At 64.9% G+C, this 19,547-nt stretch carries 22 protein-coding genes; 10 read left to right on the top strand and 12 right to left on the bottom strand.

Annotated elements, in window-relative coordinates:
• Positions 1–369: 369 nt before the first annotated feature.
• Positions 370–1,881 carry a winged helix-turn-helix domain-containing tetratricopeptide repeat protein gene (locus L0V05_RS02280; protein ID WP_234868083.1) on the top strand — a complete coding sequence of 504 codons (1,512 nt, stop codon included), beginning with the start codon at positions 370–372 and terminating at the stop codon, positions 1,879–1,881.
• On the opposite strand, the gene L0V05_RS02285 is transcribed toward L0V05_RS02280, so the two are convergent.
• Positions 1,875–2,615 carry a DUF1013 domain-containing protein gene (locus L0V05_RS02285; protein WP_234868086.1) on the bottom strand — a complete coding sequence of 247 codons (741 nt, stop codon included), beginning with the start codon at positions 2,613–2,615 and terminating at the stop codon, positions 1,875–1,877. The two genes, L0V05_RS02280 and L0V05_RS02285, sit on opposite strands and share 7 nt — an antisense overlap.
• A gap of 127 nt (positions 2,616–2,742) precedes the next feature.
• Between L0V05_RS02285 and L0V05_RS02290 the strand changes: the two genes are divergently transcribed.
• The gene (locus L0V05_RS02290; RefSeq protein ID WP_234868088.1) at positions 2,743–3,375 is read left to right on the top strand and encodes a ribonuclease T2 family protein; all 633 of its coding nucleotides are present in this window, start codon (positions 2,743–2,745) and stop codon (positions 3,373–3,375) included.
• 4 nt (positions 3,376–3,379) lie between these two features.
• Here L0V05_RS02290 and L0V05_RS02295 read toward each other — a convergent pair whose 3' ends face one another.
• Both L0V05_RS02295 and L0V05_RS02300 read right to left on the bottom strand, forming a co-directional pair.
• Positions 3,380–4,369, bottom strand: a complete 990-nt coding sequence (locus L0V05_RS02295; protein ID WP_234868091.1) for an NAD(P)H-quinone oxidoreductase — start codon at positions 4,367–4,369, stop codon at positions 3,380–3,382.
• Positions 4,370–4,393: 24 nt separating this feature from the next.
• Entirely contained in the window at positions 4,394–5,083 is a 690-nt protein-coding gene (locus L0V05_RS02300) for a COQ9 family protein (RefSeq protein WP_234868093.1), read from the bottom strand.
• Between the two features lie 166 nt (positions 5,084–5,249).
• Here L0V05_RS02300 and rpsU point away from each other — a divergent pair, with 166 nt between their 5' ends.
• Together rpsU and L0V05_RS02310 are read left to right on the top strand one after the other, a co-directional pair.
• The gene (gene rpsU / locus L0V05_RS02305) at positions 5,250–5,456 is read left to right on the top strand and encodes a 30S ribosomal protein S21 (protein ID WP_234868095.1); all 207 of its coding nucleotides are present in this window, start codon (positions 5,250–5,252) and stop codon (positions 5,454–5,456) included.
• Between the two features lie 185 nt (positions 5,457–5,641).
• The gene (locus L0V05_RS02310) at positions 5,642–6,451 is read left to right on the top strand and encodes a transglutaminase-like domain-containing protein (protein WP_234869176.1); all 810 of its coding nucleotides are present in this window, start codon (positions 5,642–5,644) and stop codon (positions 6,449–6,451) included.
• 145 nt (positions 6,452–6,596) lie between these two features.
• On the opposite strand, the gene L0V05_RS02315 is transcribed toward L0V05_RS02310, so the two are convergent.
• Entirely contained in the window at positions 6,597–8,534 is a 1,938-nt protein-coding gene (locus L0V05_RS02315) for a PhoX family protein (protein ID WP_234868096.1), read from the bottom strand.
• 194 nt (positions 8,535–8,728) lie between these two features.
• On the opposite strand from L0V05_RS02315, the gene L0V05_RS02320 reads away from it, so the two are divergent.
• From L0V05_RS02320 to L0V05_RS02330, 3 genes are read left to right on the top strand one after another with little or no spacing between them, the layout of a single operon-like run.
• Entirely contained in the window at positions 8,729–9,427 is a 699-nt protein-coding gene (locus tag L0V05_RS02320; protein WP_234868097.1) for a phosphatidylserine decarboxylase, read from the top strand.
• Positions 9,427–10,161: a CDP-diacylglycerol--serine O-phosphatidyltransferase gene (gene pssA, locus L0V05_RS02325; protein ID WP_234868099.1), complete on the top strand. Its 735-nt coding sequence runs from the start codon at positions 9,427–9,429 to the stop codon at positions 10,159–10,161. Before L0V05_RS02320 ends, pssA begins: the two co-directional genes overlap by 1 nt.
• Positions 10,162–10,187: 26 nt before the next feature.
• Positions 10,188–10,805, top strand: a complete 618-nt coding sequence (locus L0V05_RS02330; RefSeq protein WP_234868101.1) for a class I SAM-dependent methyltransferase — start codon at positions 10,188–10,190, stop codon at positions 10,803–10,805.
• On the opposite strand, the gene L0V05_RS02335 is transcribed toward L0V05_RS02330, so the two are convergent.
• From L0V05_RS02335 to L0V05_RS02350, 4 genes are all read right to left on the bottom strand, one after another.
• Positions 10,774–11,451 (bottom strand): aquaporin, encoded by a 678-nt coding sequence (locus tag L0V05_RS02335; RefSeq protein ID WP_234868103.1) that lies wholly within the window; start codon positions 11,449–11,451, stop codon positions 10,774–10,776. The two genes, L0V05_RS02330 and L0V05_RS02335, sit on opposite strands and share 32 nt — an antisense overlap.
• A complete protein-coding gene (locus L0V05_RS02340; RefSeq protein WP_234868106.1) occupies positions 11,448–11,948 on the bottom strand; it encodes an arsenate reductase ArsC in 501 nt (166 codons plus the stop codon). Before L0V05_RS02340 ends, L0V05_RS02335 begins: the two co-directional genes overlap by 4 nt.
• Before the next feature lie 9 nt (positions 11,949–11,957).
• Positions 11,958–12,290 carry an ArsR/SmtB family transcription factor gene (locus L0V05_RS02345; RefSeq protein WP_234868108.1) on the bottom strand — a complete coding sequence of 111 codons (333 nt, stop codon included), beginning with the start codon at positions 12,288–12,290 and terminating at the stop codon, positions 11,958–11,960.
• A 94-nt stretch (positions 12,291–12,384) separates the two neighbouring features.
• Positions 12,385–12,843: an Lrp/AsnC family transcriptional regulator gene (locus L0V05_RS02350; RefSeq protein WP_234869177.1), complete on the bottom strand. Its 459-nt coding sequence runs from the start codon at positions 12,841–12,843 to the stop codon at positions 12,385–12,387.
• A 144-nt stretch (positions 12,844–12,987) separates the two neighbouring features.
• On the opposite strand from L0V05_RS02350, the gene ald reads away from it, so the two are divergent.
• Complete coding sequence (ald, locus tag L0V05_RS02355; protein ID WP_234868110.1) at positions 12,988–14,106, top strand: alanine dehydrogenase; 1,119 nt, start codon at positions 12,988–12,990, stop codon at positions 14,104–14,106.
• A gap of 67 nt (positions 14,107–14,173) precedes the next feature.
• Here ald and L0V05_RS02360 read toward each other — a convergent pair whose 3' ends face one another.
• The 3 genes from L0V05_RS02360 to mscL all read right to left on the bottom strand — a co-directional run bounded on the left by L0V05_RS02360 (position 14,174) and on the right by mscL (position 15,861).
• Positions 14,174–14,950, bottom strand: coding sequence for an RES family NAD+ phosphorylase (locus tag L0V05_RS02360; RefSeq protein WP_234868112.1), 777 nt, complete (start codon positions 14,948–14,950; stop codon positions 14,174–14,176).
• Entirely contained in the window at positions 14,910–15,290 is a 381-nt protein-coding gene (locus tag L0V05_RS02365) for an antitoxin Xre/MbcA/ParS toxin-binding domain-containing protein (RefSeq protein WP_234868114.1), read from the bottom strand. The genes L0V05_RS02360 and L0V05_RS02365 overlap by 41 nt, the downstream gene beginning before the upstream one ends.
• A gap of 136 nt (positions 15,291–15,426) precedes the next feature.
• The gene (gene mscL / locus L0V05_RS02370; protein ID WP_234868117.1) at positions 15,427–15,861 is read right to left on the bottom strand and encodes a large conductance mechanosensitive channel protein MscL; all 435 of its coding nucleotides are present in this window, start codon (positions 15,859–15,861) and stop codon (positions 15,427–15,429) included.
• 141 nt (positions 15,862–16,002) lie between these two features.
• Here mscL and L0V05_RS02375 point away from each other — a divergent pair, with 141 nt between their 5' ends.
• Complete coding sequence (locus L0V05_RS02375; protein WP_234868119.1) at positions 16,003–16,698, top strand: glutathione S-transferase N-terminal domain-containing protein; 696 nt, start codon at positions 16,003–16,005, stop codon at positions 16,696–16,698.
• A gap of 77 nt (positions 16,699–16,775) precedes the next feature.
• Here L0V05_RS02375 and L0V05_RS02380 read toward each other — a convergent pair whose 3' ends face one another.
• Complete coding sequence (locus L0V05_RS02380) at positions 16,776–17,732, bottom strand: L-threonylcarbamoyladenylate synthase (protein ID WP_234868121.1); 957 nt, start codon at positions 17,730–17,732, stop codon at positions 16,776–16,778.
• Positions 17,733–17,846: 114 nt separating this feature from the next.
• Between L0V05_RS02380 and L0V05_RS02385 the strand changes: the two genes are divergently transcribed.
• Positions 17,847–19,547: an acyl-CoA dehydrogenase gene (locus tag L0V05_RS02385; protein WP_234868123.1), complete on the top strand. Its 1,701-nt coding sequence runs from the start codon at positions 17,847–17,849 to the stop codon at positions 19,545–19,547.

Genomic DNA, 19,547 nt, shown 5'->3' on the forward strand with positions numbered 1-19,547 from the left:
TCGGGATTTCAGAAAAACTTCAGACCGAGTTCAGGACCGCGGGCCGGGACTGGCGCAGACTGGCGGCATGTTCCCTTTCTGGAGTGGCTGCTATGGCTGTCCTTTCCTTTCCATCCAGTCCCGCTGCGCGCGCCGAACCGCCCTGCCCGTTGCCGGCCGACTATCTGACTGCCGACTGGTGGCGCCAGGATGAAGGGCACCTCGTGCCGGAAGGGCCCGCCCCGTGGGAAGACAGGGTGGATTTTCTCGCCCGGACCGATCCCGATGTGCTGGAAGGCCCCGCCCCGCGCCCCCTAGCAGCCCTTTTCGCTGCATTGACGCGATGGCTCGTCCCAAAGGATACTTTCGGCATCTCGCCGGAGGCAGGCCATGGGGCGCGAAGGATCGATCCGGTTCGGAGCCTGCACGCTGGATGAACAGCGGGGTCTCCTGCTGCGCGACGGCGACGTGGTCCACCTGCGAGCCAAGACCTTTGCCTTGCTGGTCGAATTCTGCCACAGCCCGGATCGGGTGCTGACCAAGGATGACCTTTTTGCACGGCTCTGGCCCGGCGTCGTCGTGACCGAAGACAGCCTGACGCAGGCGATCAGCGAGTTGCGGCGCACGCTCGGCCCCGAAGCGCGGCGGCTGAGGACGGTCCCGAAACGGGGCTACCTGTTCTCCCTCGCGGACGAGGGGCGCCCGGTCGCAGCGCAGGCAGAAAAACCGATGGTGGCGGTCTTCCCATTTCATGCGGCATCGGCAGAGGACCAGGCCCTTGCCGACGGCCTTGCCGAAGAAACAACTCACTGCCTGGGTCGCTACGGTCTGATCGGGGTCGTTGCCCGCCACTCCGCCTTCGAGCTTAGGCCCGACTATGGCAAGGCCGCCAACGCGGCCCGGCAGCTTGGCGCCAGCCATCACCTGGAGGGGATCATTCACCCCCGCCCGGATGGAAGCCGTCTGTCTGTCGCGCTATGCGAGACGGCAAGCGGGCGGCAGATCTGGGGAGAAACCTTTGCCCTCGAGGGCGCCTCGTTGCGCGAAACGGCTGCGGCTATTCCTCACCGGATCGTCGCTCGCCTGAACCTCGACCTTGAACGCAGCATCGCGCTCAGGCCGATCGGTTCGGGCACCGACGATCTCGGTGCCTTTCAGCACTTCGTCGCGGCGACCTCGCTCCTGCGGCAGTACGGACCGGGCGTAAACGAAAGGGCGCGCGCACATCTCGAGGCGGCACTTGCCCTGGATCCCGGATTTGCCTTGGCCCATGCCTATCTCGGCCTCGCGACGATCCTGATCGCCGGTCACTTTTCCGCGCCCCCTGCCGAGAAGGACCGTGCGCTGGCCTTCACCCTCACCGGGATCAGGCTGGCTCCGGAAGAGGCGCGCTGTCATTTCCTGACCAGCGTCGTGCGGATGTATCGCCGGGAATTCGCCAGTATCGAGCTCCACAGCCGACGGGCGCTTGCCCTCAACCCCTACGACGCAGACCTGATGGCCTGGCATGGCTGCGTGCTGACCATGCGCGGCAATCCGGTCGAGGGGCTGGAATGGCTCGACAGAGCCCGCACCCTAAATCCGCTGCATCCGGACTGGTACCACGTCGACATCGCGATCGCTCATCAGGCGCTCGGACGTTACACCGATGCGCTCGCCCATCTGCGCAGCATGCCCGAGACGAGCCCCTTCCGCTTCATGCGGATGGCGGCCTGCGAGGCGATGCTTGGCAATCCCGAGGCGGCAGCGGCCTATCTTGACCGAGCCGAGGGGATATCGCCCGGCTGGGATCCGATTGCCAAGGCCGCGACGGTCGAACTCGAAAGGGTCGAGGACCGGGACCGTTTCGTCGCCGAGGTCGCCCGAGCCGTCGCGATGCGCGACAGCCGCAGGTCTCAGTGATCTTCGTCCTCGTCGTCGTCCGACTGCGGAAGATTGAAGAAGCTCTCGGCGTCGCTGAAGTCGGCCGGGCTTTCCTCTTTCTCTTCGGCGCCGAAAACCTCGAGGCCAGGCAGGTTCGACGGCATCTTGGGTTCGGGCGCCATGCCGAGCGACTGCTCGGTCGAAACAAGTTTCCGCCGCTCGTCGTCCGACATGACAACGCCTTCGGCCGCCTTCTTCTTCACCGCCGTCTGCACGGCAGCGTCGAGTTCAGACTGCCGGCACAGGCCAAGCGCCACCGGGTCAACCGGGGTGATCTGACCGATATTCCAGTGGGTGCGCTCGCGGATCGACTGGATGGTCGGCTTCGTGGTGCCGACAAGCTTGCCGATCTGGCCGTCGCTGAGCTCCGGATGGAACTTGACCAGCCAAAGGATCGCCGCCGGGCGGTCCTGCCGCTTGGAAAGCGGGGTATAGCGCGGGCCGCGGCGCTTTTCCTCGCCCACGGCGGCAGCGTTGAACTTGAGCTTCAGCTTGTAGAGCGGATCGGCCTGTCCCTTGTCGATCTCGATCGGGTCAAGCTGGTTGTTGGCGATCGGGTCGAATCCCTTCACGCCGGCGGCCACGTCGCCATCGGCGATGCCTTGCACCTCGAGCTCGTGCATGCCGCAGAAGTCGGCGATCTGCTTGAAGGTCAGCGTGGTGTTCTCGACCAGCCAGACAGCGGTGGCGCGGGCCATCAGCGGTTTGTTCATCGGAGCGGCTCCTTTACAAATCTCTCCCGGGCCGGGAAAACGGCGGCGGCCTTTCGGTCCGCGATTTCCACGATGTCGGGGAATTCGCACGCCATATAGTCCTCCCTTGGCGCAGAGGAAAGAGAAAATGCTTCGACTGCTGCTTCTGTGCGCCATGATCGGCGAGCCCGCGCTGGCCGAGGGCGAGAAGGCGGGCAATTTCGATTATTACGTCCTGTCGCTAGGCTGGTCGCCCAATTGGTGCGCACTGGAAGGCGACGAACGCGGCGACGACCAATGCGATACGCGCCACGATTACGGCTTCACGCTGCACGGTCTCTGGCCGCAATATGAAAGCGGCTGGCCTTCGTACTGCCGGACGACAGCGCGCGATCCGTCGAAGGCCGAAACGGCTGCAATGGCGGACATCACCGGTTCGGGCGGGCTTGCCTGGTATGAATGGAAGAAGCACGGCCGCTGCTCGGGCCTGTCGTCAGCGGCCTACTTCAATCTCGCCCGCCGCGCCTATGGTTCGATCCGGATGCCCGAGGTATTCACCGGCCTGTCGAAGGAGGTGAAACTGCCCGCCAGCGTAGTCGAGGATGCCTTCATCGAGGCAAATCCCGACCTTCCGCGCGACGCGATCACCGTTACGTGTCAGCAGGGCATGATCCAGGAAGTGCGGATCTGCCTGACGACGGACCTCGAACCGCGCCGCTGCGGTATGGACACGATACGCGATTGCCGCCTGAAGGATGCGGTCATGGAACCCGTCCGCTAGCCGCTTACTCGACCTTCAGCACGATCTTCCCGATATGGCCGGAGCTTTCCATCCGCGCATGCGCCGCCGCCGCGTCCTCCAGCGCGAATTCGCTGTCGATCACCGGCTTCAGCTTTCCGGCCGCGATCATCGGCCAGACATGGCGTTCCAACTCGACGGCGTAGCGGGCCTTGGCGAGGTCAGATTGCGGGCGCAGGGTGGACCCGGTGATCGTCAGCCGCCGCATCATCACTTCGGCGAAGTTCAACTCCACCTTCGGTCCCTGAAGGAAGGCGATCTGCACCAGTCGCCCGTCATCTGCCAGCGCGCGGACATTGCGAGGCAAATAGCTGCCACCGACCATGTCGAGGATAAGGTTCGCCCCGCCCTCAGCCTTCAGGATCGCCACGAAATCCTCGTCGCGGTAGTTGATCGCGCGCTCGGCGCCGAGTGCGACGCAGGCCCCGCATTTCTCGTCCGACCCGGCGGTGACGAACACCCGGGCGCCGATCGCCTTGGCAATCTGGATCGCGGTGGTCCCGATGCCCGATGAGCCGCCATGCACGAGGAACCGCTCGCCGGCCTTGAGGCCACCGCGCAGCGCCACGTTCGACCAGACGGTGAAACAGGTCTCGGGCAGGCAGGCGGCCTCGCGCAGGCCCATTCCCTCGGGGATCGGCAGCGCGTGGGCAGCAGGCGTGGAGACATATTCCGCATAGCCCCCGCCCGGCAGCAGGGCACAAACCTTGTCCCCGATCTGCCAGCGGTCGACACCCGGTCCGACCTCGACCACCGTGCCCGAGGCCTCCAGCCCCGGTAGCGGCGATGCACCGGGCGGCGGTGCATACATTCCCGCCCGCTGCAGCGCGTCGGGACGGTTCACCCCTGCATAGGCCACGCGGATCACGATCTGGCCATGCCCGGGCACCGGCACCGGCAGGGTCGCAGGTTTCAGCACCTCGGGCCCGCCGGGTTCGCTGATCTCGACGGCGCGCATGGTGTGGGACAGGGTCATTCCGGGGCCTTCCTGGTCAGGGAGTCAGAGGTGGGTGCGGCCCGGAAGGTCATCCGGACGCGAAGGAGCCTTCACCCTTTCCATCAGTTTCATCGGTCCGGCAAGCAGCGCCTTCGACAGCGGGTTCTCGCGCAGTTGCGCCTTGACCTTCTCGACCTGCATCACATCGTCGATGCGGCGGTCGAGGAAGTCCCAGGTGTCGCGATGGCCGATGCTGTCATCGCCCAGCCAGAACAGCACGGTCGAGCCATAGACAGCCGAAAGCGTTGCCCGCTTGGAATACCAGTTGATGTCGCGCGAGTTGTCCCCGAGCGCCGTCCAGATCGCATCCGCCGTCGCCCAGAGCGCCTTTGCGCCGTCGGCCGCATGGTTCGGCAGGGCAAACAGCGTCACGCCGCGCCGCACGACCTCCTTGTCCGGCACCACTTCGAGCCGCCAGCGCACCGCCGTGGCGACGCGGTCGCGGAAGCGCATGGCGCTCAGATCCCCGGTTTGTAGCCGCGCCACCATCAGCGCATCGCCGCGCTTGTGAAAGCCCAGTGCAAGGTCGACGGCCCCGCGCGGGAAAAGCGCGCGCGCCAAAGCGGGCGCGACACCCGAATCGGCGATGGCGGCGCGGAAGGTAACCTCGGACCAGCCGTCGAAGGGAACATGGCCCAAGGTGGCGTCGATCAGCCTGTCGCGGGGTGCACGGCTCTCGTCCGACTGGGTCATCTCGGCTCCTCCATCATCTCGGACGAGTGTAGCACGATCCGGCGCGGGGTCACGGGGGGGGAGACACCGCAGGCCGGTAAAGGTGGACAAGCCGGCGTGGCTCTGCTATGCGCCCCCGGCCTGCACAAGATCGTGCAACTCTAGCTTAGGAAGGTGGTGACACCACATGCAGGTCAGCGTTCGCGACAACAACGTCGATCAGGCGCTCCGTGCCCTGAAGAAGAAGCTCCAGCGCGAAGGCGTGTTTCGGGAAATGAAGCTCAAGCAGCATTTCGAGAAACCGTCGGTAAAGAAAGCGCGCGAGAAGGCCGAAGCGGTCCGCCGTGCGCGTAAACTCGCGCGCAAGAAGGCGCAGCGCGAAGGTCTCGTCTGAGGCTTTTCTGAACACTGTCGTCCGCAAGGGCGAAACGTCATACCCCCGAGCCGGTGGCCCGGGGGTTTTCTTTTGGATCTGCGCCCCGGTTTGTGTGCTACTGCTGCAACGCGTGCGCTGTTCCCCGGCGTCGCCGCCTACCCCGGAAAGGGGCCTCCATGACAGAGCCGACGCATCCCTCCACGATCATGGTCCGCTTCGGCCATGACATCACCGTGTCCTGTCCCCAGGACACACCCATGATCTGCATGATGTCGCCGCGCGACGAACGCCGCGACGACCTGCGCAGCCAGACCGGACTGCGGACGATCCCCGAGGTGCCGACGACCAGCTATCGCGACCTCTTCGGCAATACCTGCCGTCGGTTCATCGCCCCCGCCGGCCTGTTCACGCTTCAATCCGACAGCACGATTGTCTGTGACGCGCGCCCCGATCCGGTCGTCCCCGAGGCCCGCCAGACGCCGATCGCCCAGTTGCCGGACGAAACCCTGATGTACCTGCTTGGCAGCCGCTATTGCGAGACGGACCGACTGAGTCAGATTGCCTGGGACCTGTTCGGAACCGCGCCCGAAGGCTGGAACCGGGTCCAGACGATCTGTGACAAGGTCAACAGCCACATCAAGTTCGACTACATGCAGGCCCGCGATACCCGAACCGCCTATGAGGCCTGGCAGGAACGGATCGGCGTCTGCCGAGACTTTGCCCATCTGGCCATTGCCTTCTGCCGCTGCATGAACATCCCGGCCCGCTACGTGAACGGCTATCTGGGCGACATCGGTGTGCCGGTTGTCGGTCCGATGGATTTCAGCGCCTGGATGGAGGTCTTTCTCGACGGGCGCTGGCACACCTTCGATCCTCGCAACAACCGCCCGCGCATCGGGCGCATCGTGGTCGCCTATGGCCGCGACGCCGCCGACGTGCCGCTGATGCACAGTTTCGGTCCGCATACCCTGAAGTCCTTCACCATCTGGACCGACCAGATCGCAGACAGCTGACCTCGCCCTGCGGGCAGCCCATTCCGGGACGGTCGCGTGTTCCCAGTCGGGGCAGAGCGCCACAACGCCCCCCAAGCGTGGAAAGGCGCCCGGACATTTCGACCGGGTGCCTCCAAGTTTGCAGGGACAGGCAAGACCTGTCTTGTCAGCTGGCCACTTCCTGCCCGTCCATCCGCTGGATCGCGACCACCGCAGGGCGCGGCAGGCCGCCTTCGCGGAAGTCCGGCCAGCGTGTGGTCAGGCTCGCCGTCGTTTCGGAATCCTCACCCGGATGCTGGACCGAAACGAACAGCGTCGTCCCGTCAGGCGTGAAGAACGGTCCAGTTACCTCGGCCCCGTGCGGCGCGGAGAAAAGCAGTTTCGGCAGCCCGCGCGCGGGCCCTTCGGTATCGACCGCATAGATCCCGTCCGGGATGTCGAAATCGTTGGCGCCGTCGGTCGCCACGAACATCCGGCCCTGCGGATCGAAGGTCAGGTTGTCGGGGTTCACGAACCAGCCGTTCTCGGACGTATCCGCATGGAACCGTGCCCCATGCTCCGGATCGCGGGGATTACCCGCCAGCACGAAAAGGTCCCAGTTGTAGCTTTCGGCGGTATGGTCGGCTGCGGCCCCTGCTCCACCCGGCGGGATCAGTTCGACGATATGGCCGTAGTGGTTTTCCGGTCGGGTATTGACCGGGTTAAGCTTGTCCGCCGTCATCTTCTTGTTCTTGGTCATCACCGCGTAGACCCGGCCGGTAACCGGGTTCGTCTCCACGTCCTCCGGCCGGTCCATGGGTGTTGCGCCAAGCGCATCGGCCGCAAGCCGGGTCTTCAGCAGCACATCGGCCTGATCGGCAAAGCCGTTCTCGACGGTAAGCGGGCCCTGCCCGTGAACCAAGGGCAGCCAGGTCACCATGCCATCGGCATCGAACCGTGCCACCGACAGCGTGCCTGCATCGAGGATGTCGCGCGATGCCGCCGGATTGGCCGGATCAAGAGCCGCGTCGGTGACGAAGCGATAGAGATACTCGAAGTAGTCGTCGTCGCCCATGTAGACGACTACCCGACCGTCCTTGTTGACGACCACGGTCGAGGCCTCATGCGCCATGCGCCCAAGCGCGGTGCGCTTCACCGGGACCGAAGCCGGATCATAGGGGTCGATCTCCACCACCCAGTCGAAGCGGTTCGGCTCGTTGACCTCGACGTCAAGCTTGAACCGGTCGTCGAAGCGGGCACGACCGTAGTAGTCGCTGCCGTCATAGCCGTAGCGCTCCAGCACGGCCGCCTGGGGGTTCTTGCTCAGGTCGCCGCCGAACGTGTCCGAGGCCCCCTCCTCACAGGTCAGGACAGTGCCCCAGGGCGTAACGCCGCCGCCGCAGTTGTAGTTGGTGCCCTTGGCGGTCCGGCCCTCCGGATCGTATGAGGTCTTCATTGCCGCATGTCCGGCAAGCGGCCCTGCGATCGTCATGGGCGTGTCGAGCGTGATCCGGCGATTCAGCGGGCTGTCGGTCACGACGCTCCAGACCCCGCCCTCGCGCTTCACTTCCACGATCGAATGGCCGATCGCCATGTTGTTCAACGCCACCTGCTCGGCGGTGAAGCGGTCCGACGCCCCGTCGTCGTCGGGGAAGTCGGGAAACATCACGTTGAACGACACGTATTCGTTGTTGACGCAAAGAAGACCGTGGTCCGAGGCCTTCGATCCGCGCGGAAGCGGCATGAAGGCGATGTAGTCGCAGTTGTAGCCAAAGCGTCGCGCCTGTTCGGCGGCAGTCATCTTCGCCACATCCAGTTCGCCCGCATCTGCGGTCATCGGGTCGCCCCAGCCCACCACGACATCGGCGCGGTAGCCGTCGGATACGTGGTGCGTCTCGTCATGGACGCGCTTCAGCTCGGTGAAGGTCAGGCTGGATTGCGCGGCTTGCGCATGGGCCTGACCCGAGAACAGCGACCCGACGAAACCGCTGGCAGCGACGGCGCCCAGGGTTGTGCCGGTGCCCAGCAGGAACCCCCGACGGGACACGCGCTCGGCGATGATGGTGCGAATGGCAGGTTGTTGGCTTCGCGTGGTCGAGGAATCGCGAGGGTCTTTGCTTGTCATCGGCTGTCTCTCCCGGATGGCGTGGACGCGACGGACTGTGACGGACGCCTGTAACGCGGTGATGATGATCCATTTTGGCGGTGGAACTTCCACCACAGGTTGCCATCTTCGGCGTTTTGGGCAATGTCCACCGCCAGACGCGGGCGCTGCGCCCGCAGCATCCCTGCGCCGCACCGACTTAGCCGGAGACCAAAATGGCCGTCAGCATGCTTTCGACCTTCGTCAAGCCGGTCCATCGCGAGGGTTGGCGATTCCTCGGGATCTTCGCCGCCGCAACGCTGTTTCTGTTCCTCGTCTGGGAACCGCTCGGCTGGGTCGGGGTCGGTCTGACGATATGGTGCTATTACTTCTTCCGTGATCCCGACCGGGTGACACCCACCCGCCCCGGCCTGATAATCAGCCCAGCCGACGGCATCGTCTCGCTGATCGAACCCGCCGTCCCGCCCGAAGAGCTTGGGCTGGGTCCGACGCCGATGACGCGGGTCTCGGTGTTCATGAACGTCTTCAACTGCCATGTGAACCGCGCTCCCATCGAAGGCCGCATCGCCAGTGTGGCATACCGGCCAGGCAAGTTCTTCAACGCCTCTCTCGACAAGGCCAGTTCCGACAACGAACGCAACGCCATCGCCATCGAAATGGCGGATGGTCGCAAGATCGCCGTGGTGCAGATCGCGGGCCTCGTTGCTCGCCGTATCGTCTGCGACGTGTCCGCAGGGCAGCATGTCGCAACGGGTGAACGCTTCGGGATGATCCGGTTCGGATCGCGGCTTGATACCTATCTGCCTGACGGGGTCGAGCCTCTTGTCGCCTTGGGCCAGACCACGGTTGCCGGCGAAACCGTGCTTGCCGACCTGACGTCTAATGAACCACGCCGCCTGGGCGGGGTGCGCTGATGTCGACCCGCGGCGACGACAACCTGCCGATCCTGCAGCTGCTGCCCAATGCCGTGACGATCCTGGCCCTGTGCGCCGGGCTGACATCAATCCGCTATGCGATGGAGGGGCGTTTCGATCTGGCCGCGATCCTGATCGTCCTGGCCGCCGTCCTCGACGGGATGGATGGAACTCTCGCCCGCCGACTTGACGCGACCAGCACGATCGGCGCCGAGCTCGACAGCCTGTCGGACTTCCTCGCCTTCGGCGTGGCGCCGGCGCTCCTGATTTTCCGTTTCGCTCAGGGCGATGCGCAGGGGTTCGGCTGGGCCTTCGTCCTCGTCTATGCGATCTGCGCCTGCCTGCGTCTTGCGCGGTTCAACGTGAACCGCGACACGCCGCCGAACGGTCGGCCCGTGTTCATCGGTGTGCCCTCGCCCGGTGGCGCTCTGCTGGCGCTGATTCCTCTGTTCTTGGCGGAGGCGCGCATTTTCGACGCCTCGGTCTATCCGCAGATGGTTGGCGCCTGGCTGGCCCTGGCCGGCCTCCTCATGGCCAGCCGTGTGCCGACCCCGTCGAGCAAGGCCCTCCGGGTCAAGCGGGAATACGCCCGCTTTGTTCTGGTCGGGCTGGCCGGGGTCATCGGTCTGGCGGTTACTCGTTTCTGGCTCCTGATGGTGGTTCTGTCGCTAGGCTATGCGCTCGTCATCGCCTTTGCCGTCCTGCGCCATCTCCTCCGCCACCGCCGCTTCTGATCGTTTCATCAAGAAGGTGATCCGCCATGGAAATCGATGCCGTCGCCCGCAGCTATCGACGTTGGGCGCCCGTTTATGATTTCAGCTTCGGCGCCATCAGCCGTTCTGCCCGGCGCCATGTCGTCGATCACGTCAGCCGCAGGGGAGGTGAGGCGCTCGAGGTCGGCATCGGCACCGGCCTTGCCCTGCCGCTCTACGATGGTCAGATCCGGGTGACCGGCATCGACTATTCGGATGAGATGCTGGCCCGCGCCCGCAAGAAGGTCGCGGAAGAAGGGCTGACCCATGTCGTGGCCCTGCGCCAAATGGATGCGCGCGCGCTCGACTTTCCCGATGCCGCGTTCGACACGGTGGTGGCAATGTTCCTGGTCTCGGTCGTGCCAGAGCCGGAACAGGTCATCTCCGAGATGACGCGTGTCTGCCGGCCCGGCGGCGAGGTTGTGATCGTCAACCATTTCGCCACCGATACCGGACCTCTTGCTCGAATCGAACGTGCCTTCTCGCGGTTCGAGAACACCCTCGGCTGGCATTCCGATTTCCCCAAGCAGAGGGTGTTGGGCGACGCGCGTCTGCGACTGATCGAGGAGATTCCGATGCCCCCGGTGGGCCTTTTTACTTTCCTGCGGTTCCAGCGCCTGGCCTGAACAGCCAGCCGGCAAGACCGGCCGCAAGGACGGCACCCGCCAGTTGCGCCAGGATAAACGCCGGAACATCCGCGGGACGGATGCCCGCGAAGCTGTCGCTGAAGGCGCGCGCCAGCGTCACCGCCGGATTTGCGAAACTGGTCGAAGACGTGAACCAGTAGGCTGCGGCGATATAGAGCGCCACAGTTGCCGCGACCGCCGATCCCGGTGCCCGTTGCGCACCGAGGATCGATAGCACTAGCCCGAAAGTCGCTACGCCCTCCGCGAGACATTGCGCCGTGCCGCTGCGTATGGTCCCGGCCGCCTGCCACAATGGCAATGAGAACATCGCATGGGCCAGGAGTGTTCCACACAGCCCGCCAAGCACCTGGACCGCAACACGGGCCGCTGCCTCGTTGCGGGTCATGCCGCCCTTGATCAGGAACACCAGCGTGACCGCCGGATTGAATTGTGCGCCGGATACCGGACCAAACGCAGTGATCAGTGCGAACAGGGCGGCCGCCGTCGCGATAGTGTTGGCCAACAGGGCCAGGGCCACGTCGTCGGTCAGCCGGTCGGCCATGATGCCTGAACCGATGACGGCGGCCACCAGCAGCCCGGTTCCAAGCGCCTCCGCCGCCAGTCGTTGCGGAAGCGGCGCGCTCAATCCGTCATCCTCCCGATGTCCTGCAGCCGCTCCTTAAGGGCCATCGCCTCGATCGTGCCATGCGGCAGGGCGCAAAAGGCCAGGATGCGGTTGCGCAGCATCCGGTAGGCCTCCGCAAAGGCAAGGGCCTTCTCGGCGTCGGTTCCTTCGGCTGCCGCTGGATCGGGAACGCCCCAATGTGCGCTTACCGGCTGACCAGGCCAATAGGGGCATTCCTCGGCTGCGGCATTGTCGCAGACGGTAAAGACGAAATCGAGCTTTGGCGCGCCGGGTCCCGCGAACTCATCCCAGCTTTTCGAGCGGGCAAACGCAGTGTCATAACCCTCGCGCTGCAGGAGCGAGATCGCGAAAGGGTTCGGCTTTCCGGTCGGCCGCGACCCGGCCGAATGGGCGAAGAACCGCCCCTGCCCTTCGCGGTTCAGGATCGCTTCTGCCAGGATCGAACGGGCGGAGTTTCCCGTGCACAGGAACAGAACATGTTTCGGAACTTCGGTCATCGATTTCTCTCAGCAGGCGCAGGCGATCTCGTTCAGGACCGCGTTGCAGATTTCGGGACGTCCGCCGCAGCAGTCCTGCAGGAGCCAGCCAAGAAGCAGGCGCAGACCGTCGCGATCGGCGGTGTAGAGGATGGATCGTCCGTCGCGCCGAGACCTGATGAGCCCGGCTTCCGACAGGATGCCCAGATGCGTCGATAGGGTATTCGGCCGGACCTCGAGCTGCATGGCCAGCTGTCCCGCCGCGATCCCGTCGCTACCGTCCTGCATCAGCAGGCGGAAAAGCGCCAGGCGTGTCGGCTGACCAAGGGCCGCAAAGGCGAGCGAGGCGCGCGATTCATCCATATTTCGGGAATTATCGAATCCATGTAACGGTCGCATGACATGGGTCTGGATGTCGTATGGAAGCAGTGCGGTCGACGGACGGCACATCCGTCCCTCAGACTGGCAGCGCCGTCGTCTTGAACACGGTCCGAAGGGCGAAAGAGGATTGAAGCTGTGCCACGCCCGGCAGCCGGGCCAGATACTGCCGGTGGATGCGGGCAAAGTCGTCCGTGTCCTGCGCCACGACCTTGAGCAGGTAATCCGCCGAGCCCGCCATAAGGTGGCATTCCAGAACGTCGGGTATGCGCTTCACCTCGCGCTCGAAGGCTTCCAGAACCTCGTCGGCCTGGCCGGACAGGGTGATCTCGACAAAGACAGTCGTCGGCCGGCCAAGCTTGCGCGCATCGAGCAGGGCCACGTAGGCGTCGATCAGCCCCTCTTCCTCAAGCCGCTGCACGCGACGGTGGCAGGCCGACGGAGAAAGGTTTGCCGTCTCGGAAAGCTGCGCATTGGTCATGCGTCCGTCTTTCTGCAATGCGGCGAGTATGCGCCTGTCTGTCGCGTCTAGTTCAATCATCGCGCAATAATTTCCCGCCATATCGACATACCGCCGGAAATCTTACCAGAACGCGGCATCTTCGCCATCAAGAATTCAAAGCACTCGCGCGCCATCTGGGGCAGAATGATCGCCAGAGAGTTTTGCAGGGAGCGTCCCCAAATGAAGATCGGTTGCCCGAAAGAGATCAAGCCGCAGGAATTCCGCGTCGGCATCACCCCGAACGCCGCCCGCGAGGCCGTGAATGCCGGCCACACCGTGCTGATGGAAACCAACGCCGGTATCGGCGCTGGCTTCTCGGACGCTGACTATGTCGCTGCCGGCGCCAAGATCGTCCCGACCGCGGAAGAGGTCTTTGCATCGTCCGAAATGATCGTGAAGGTCAAGGAGCCGCAGGCCGTCGAGCGCAAGCGTCTGCGCGAAGGCCAGGTCCTGTTCACCTACCTGCACCTGGCGCCCGATCCCGAGCAGACAAAGGACCTTCTGGACTCTGGCGTTACCGCGATCGCCTATGAAACCGTCACCGATGACCGCGGTGGCCTGCCGCTGCTGGCCCCGATGTCGGAAGTCGCCGGTCGCCTGGCGCCGCAGGTCGGTGCCTGGACCCTGCAAAAGGCCAATGGTGGCCGCGGCGTGCTGATGGGCGGCGTCCCGGGCGTTGCTCCGGCCAAGGTCGTGGTCATTGGCGGCGGCGTCGTCGGCACCCACGCAGCGAAGATCGCGGCCGGCATGGGCGCGGATGTGACCGTGCTCGACCGCTCGCTGCCCCGCCTGCGGTACCTCGACGACGTGTTCGGTCGTGACTTCAAATCGGTCTACTCGACCGCCGGCAACACCGCCGAGCTGATCCGCGAGGCCGACATGGTGATCGGCGCTGTGCTGATCCCGGGTGCGGCTGCTCCGAAACTCATCTCGCGCGCTCAGCTCGCAACGATGAAGCACGGCGCGGCGCTGGTGGACGTGGCCATCGACCAGGGCGGCTGCTTCGAGACCTCGCGGGCGACCACCCACCAGGACCCGATCTACGAAGTCGACGGCATCATGCACTACTGCGTCGCCAACATGCCGGGCGCCGTCGCCCGCACCTCGACGCTGGCCCTCGGCAACGCCACCCTGCCCTTCATGATGGCTTTGGCCAACAAGGGCTGGAAGAAGGCCTGCGCCGACGACGTGCACCTGCTGAACGGTCTGAACGTGCATGCCGGCAAGCTGACTTACGGCGCTGTCGGCGCCGCGCTGAACCTGCCGGTTATCGAGCCGAAAACGGCGCTCGCCGCCTGAGGCGGATGCCGGAGAACTACAGAGGGCCGCGGAGCGTTCCGCGGCCCTTTTGCGTTCTGCGTCACTGTTACCGACCCCGGGGGCGGTTCCAGTTCATCCCTTCGAGGCGCGGGTCGCCAGCAAATGCCGCGGGGTCAAACTCGATGCCTAGCCGAGGGTGCTCGCGCAAAGCCTGTGCGCCGGTCGGTCCGATACGGATGTGCCAGGTCTGCAAGTCGATTGGACCGGGGCTGCGGAACGCCCGGCACGTCAGGACCGCGACATTGGCCCGCTGTTCCGGGTCGCGGACGGATTGATAGCGAAGGATCTCGGCACCAATGCCACGCGCGGCATCGGCAAGGTCCTGGCACGGGCCGTAGTCGGTCGGATGGGTCCATTGCTTGGCCTCGTGGGCGAGCGCGGCCTGCGTCAGATCCAGCGCCAAGGGGCTCGCCAGTTCAACCGAGAAAGCGGTGTATTCGGCGGCACCATCCGGAAAAGGCGTGTCCGGACTCTCGGCGTAGAAGAGAAAGCGATAGAAGACCATTTCGGCGGCAGCCGTCTCTGCGCGTTCGGCCCCGTACCACACGCCCGGCGTGATCCCCGCCCGCCGGAACCGCGACCCTCGGGGATAGGGCCGATAGCGGAATGGAGTGGCCAGCAGATAGTGAAGATGGCGGCACTCTTCCGGGACGGGAGGCTTGGTCTCGTCCAGGATCGCTTCGAGCACGTCATGTTCCCGCAGGCTGTCCACGAGCTTGAGCGTCGAAACCCGATGCTGCGCTTCGACCAGCCGCCAGGCGAGGCCGGCAAAGGGGCGCGCCTCAGAGCGGAGCACGTCTGGCGTCCAGATAGGCGACGACATCGATGAGCCCCTGTATAGACACGATCCGTTCCGCGGGGCGCGCGCCAAGCGCCGTATTGGGCGCGTTGAGCCAGGCGCGTGCCACCCCTTCGTCGCCGCCGGTGATGGCGTCAAGCGAACGGAAGGCCCGCACAAGAAGGGCCGCAAGCTCAAATGGCTTGCCATGGACGGGCAACGCGGCCTCGCCGTTCCTGAACCGCGAGACCTGCGCTTCCGAGACACCGATGATGTCGGCCAACTGCCGCCCGGAGATGTCGAGCCGCTCCGCCGCACGTATGGCAGCTTTGGTCAGGATCGTGCCGCGATCCGGCATGTCCTGTGGTCTGCTGGCTGAGCGCATCGCAAATTCCTTTCACATGGAAGCATAGAGCAATAATGTTCCACAGGAAAGGAAAACCTGCCGACAGTCCGCCGGCAGGCTTCTACTCACACGGCAACCGGGCCAGTCAGCCCAGACGCGGCCCCGCGCTTCGGCGTCAGGCTTTCGCCTTCAGCAGGTCACGGATATCGGAAAGCAGTTCTTCCTGCGTCGGCCCTTTGGGCGCTTCTGGTTCGGCCGCCTTCGCCTTGACCAGGGTCGATTGGGCCTTGTTCACCGCCTTGACGATCAGGAAGACAACCCAGGCGATGATGAGGAAGTTGAGCAGCGCGCTGAGGAACGATCCATAGGCGAACACCGCCGCACCGCTGTCGCGTGCGGCCTGCAGGCTCGCACCGTCGGGAACAGTGCCAGACATCACGAAATAGAGGTTCGAGAAGTCGATACCCCCGATGATCAGTCCGATGATCGGATTGATGAGGTCATTGACCATGGAGTTGACGATTGCCGTAAACGCCGCACCGATGATGATACCGACAGCGAGGTCAATGACATTGCCCCGCGCGATAAATGCTTTGAATTCATTCAACATTGTTCTCGATCCCTCAAGGTGCCCCGCTTCCGTGGCGACATCCGCGCACATGCGGCGCTGCAGAAACCCACAGATCCGCCGTCTTGGTGATGCCCAATCAGTACCTAGCTTGGCAAGAAGGAACCTCAGTAGGCAGACAGAATGACCGTACTCGCCCAATTCCCGATCACGGACCGCTGGTCACCTCGCACGCCCGGCGCGATCCAGCTCTATTCGCTTCCCACTCCGAATGGCGTGAAGATTTCGATCGCACTCGAGGAAATGGGCCTGCCCTATGACGCCCATCTGGTGGATTTCGGCAGGAACGACCAGTTCAGCCCGGCCTTCCTGTCGCTGAATCCCAACAACAAGATTCCGGCGATCCTTGACCCGGACGGCCCCGATGGCAAACCGCTGGCCCTGTTCGAAAGCGGGGCCATCCTGATCTACCTGGCCGAGAAGACCGGCAAGTTCATGGCAGAGGCAAACCGGTATGAGGTCATTCAGTGGCTGATGTTCCAGATCGGTGGGATCGGCCCGATGTTCGGACAACTGGGCTACTTCCATACCTATGCAGGAAAGGAAATCGAGGATCCACGCCCCAAGGAGCGCTACCGCGCCGAGGTCGAGCGTCTTCTCAAGGTGCTCGACAAGGCGCTCGAGGGGCGGGAGTGGATCGCCGGCGAGTATTCAATTGCCGACATCGCCATCGCCCCGTGGCTGCGCGGCCTGCGGGATTTCTACAAGGCCGCCGAACTGGTCGGCTGGTCGCGGCTTCGGAATGTCCCGGCCTATCTGGACCGTTTCCTTGCCCGCCCGGCTGTGCAGCGCGGATTGCTCCAGCCGACGCGCGGCTGACCGGTCGCATGAGCGGGCCCGCGCCCGACTGACCATAGGCCGGCCCCGAGGCGATCTTTGCCAGGGACAGAGGACGATCAGGGTCGGGGGGCAGCGGCCCGGCGCAACCGGTCGTTGATCGCGCGGCCAAGACCAGCTTCGGGAATTGGCGCGATGGCGATGCGCCCGTCCGGCCCGGCCAGACGATCAGCCTCGCGCAGCAGATGGAACAGGTTTGCGGCAGCTTCGACCAGATCGCCTGTCGCGGACAGCGACAGGTCGGCGTCCTCGCAACCGGGTCCGAATCCTATCCAGACCTCGCCCGGCTCGGGGCGCGAGGCGGTCAGACGCACTGCGGCGCCAGGCGCATAGTGCGAGGCGAGCTGCCCGGGCGCAGTCGGCTTGACCGTGCTGCCGCCTTGCTGAAGCGGATGCCCCAGAACAGCCTCGATTGCTTCAGCCGGAACGCCGCCCGGACGCAGCAAAACAGCAGGGCCGTCGAGCCCAATGATGGTCGACTCCACCCCCACGGCACAGGCCCCGCCATCGACCACGCCAGCGATCCGCCCATCTAGCCCTTCGATCACATGGGCGGCTCGCGTTGGGCTGACGCGTCCCGAAGGGTTTGCAGAAGGCGCGGCCAATGGACCGCCAAAGGCGCGGAGAAGCGCGCTTGCGACAGGATGCGCCGGAACGCGCAGGGCGACCGTGGGCAGTTCGGCGGTCACATAGGGCGACAGCCCGGTGTCCGGACGCAGCGGCAGGACAAGCGTCAGAGGCCCCGGCCAGAAGGCCAAGGCAAGCCGCTCTGCACGTTGGTCGAAGTCACCAAGAACCCGGGCAGCATCGACATCAGGCAGATGCACGATCAGCGGGTTGAAGCGCGGCCGTCCCTTTGCCTCGTAGATGCGCGCCACGGCAAGGTCCGACCGCGCATCGCCACCGAGGCCATAGACTGTTTCGGTCGGGAAGGCGACGAGTTCGCCGGCTCGCAGCAGGTCGGCTGCCCGGCTCAATCCGGCTTCATCGGGTCGCAGGGTTTCGGTGACTGGCATGATTTGACGTAGCGTAGGCCTTGAGGATGGACCGCCAATCACTACTGTCGGCCCGGTATCAACCTGCCTTACGCGGCGCATCCATCGTTGCCAAGGCAGGAGCGGAGGACTCACATGGCATTTCGCGCACCCGTCGCCGATCATCGTTTCGTGCTCGACCATATTGTCGGTTTTGCGCAGGTCGCGGCGACCGACCGTTTTGCCGATGCGACCGTGGAAATGGTCGATGCGATCCTGACCAGCGCGGCCCGGCTTGCCGACGAAGTACTGGCCCCGGTCAACCGGTCTGGCGACAAGACGCCGGCGCGCCTCGAGAATGGCATCGTCCGCACCAGCCCCGGTTTTGCCGAAGCCTATCGTGCCATCGCCGAAGGCGGATGGGTCTCGGTCGCGGCCACCTCGGAATATGGTGGGATGGGGCTGCCCATGACGCTCGCCACCGTCGTGAACGAGATGATGTCGGGGGCCTGCATCGCGCTGCAGCTGAACCCGCTTCTGACACAGGGCCAGATCGAAGCTCTGGAGCATCACGCCTCGGACGAACTGAAGGCACTCTACCTGCCGAAACTCATCTCGGGTGAATGGTCGGGCACGATGAACCTGACCGAGCCGCAGGCCGGCAGCGACGTCGGCGCCTTGCGCTCTACCGCCGTCGAGAACGAAGACGGGACCTTTGCGGTAACCGGACAGAAGATTTTCATCACCTGGGGCGACAGCGACGTGACCTCGAATGTCTGCCACCTTGTGCTGGCGCGGCTGCCTGATGGTGGTCCCGGCACCAAGGGGATCAGCCTTTTCCTGGTTCCGAAGTTCATTCCCGATGCCCAAGGCAATCCAGGCCGGCGCAATGCGTTGCAGGTCGTCAGCCTGGAACACAAGCTTGGCATCCACGGCTCACCGACCTGCGTCATGCAGTATGATGGCGCGACCGGTTGGCTGGTGGGCGCGCGGCACAAGGGGATGGCCGCGATGTTCACCATGATGAACAACGCCCGTCTGGCGGTCGGCGCGCAGGGCGTCGGTGTCGGCGAGGCGGCGCTGCAGCATGCGCTGACCTATGCCGAGGCGCGGGTCCAGGGGCCGACGCCGACCGGAGAAGCAGGAATCATCGGACATGCGGATGTCCGGCGGATGCTGGCCGCGACCCGGGCCGATCTGTTCTCGGCCCGCGCGATCGCGCTGTCCTGCGCCGTTGCGCTCGATATGGCAAAGGCAACAGGTGCGCCTGAATGGCATGCCCGTGCCGCCCTGCTCACGCCGATCGCCAAGGCCTTCGGCACCGATGCCGGCATCGCCGCTGCCGAGGCCGGCATCCAGGTACATGGAGGCATGGGCTTCATCGAGGAGAGCGGGGCTGCCCAGTACCTGCGCGACGTGCGCATCACCGCGATCTACGAAGGAACGAACGGCATCCAGGCGATGGACCTTGTCGGTCGCAAGCTGTCGGACGGGGGCGAGGCTGCGTTCCGTCTGATCCAGGAGGTTCAGGACCACGCAGAGGGCGCGCGCGCGCGCCTGCCAGATCTCGCGGGCGATGTCTGGGCCGCTGCGGAATCGCTGCGCGAAGCAACGGAATGGCTTCTGACCCGAGCCCCAAACGACCGCTTTGCCGGCGCGGTTCCCTATCTGCGCGCCTTTGCTCGGGTGCTTGGCTCCGACGCGCATCTGCGGGCAGCCCTGGCTGATGATGCCCGTCTGCCGCTGGCCCGGATCGCCATCCGTCGCCTTCTGCCAGAGCATCAGGGACTTCTGGCAGAAGTGCGCGAGGGGGCTGAAGGTCTCTACGCCGTGACCGCTGCCGATCTTGCAGCCTGA

The organism is Alitabrizicola rongguiensis (assembly GCF_021491355.1).
GTDB classification, from domain to species: Bacteria; Pseudomonadota; Alphaproteobacteria; order Rhodobacterales; family Rhodobacteraceae; genus Aliitabrizicola; species Aliitabrizicola rongguiensis.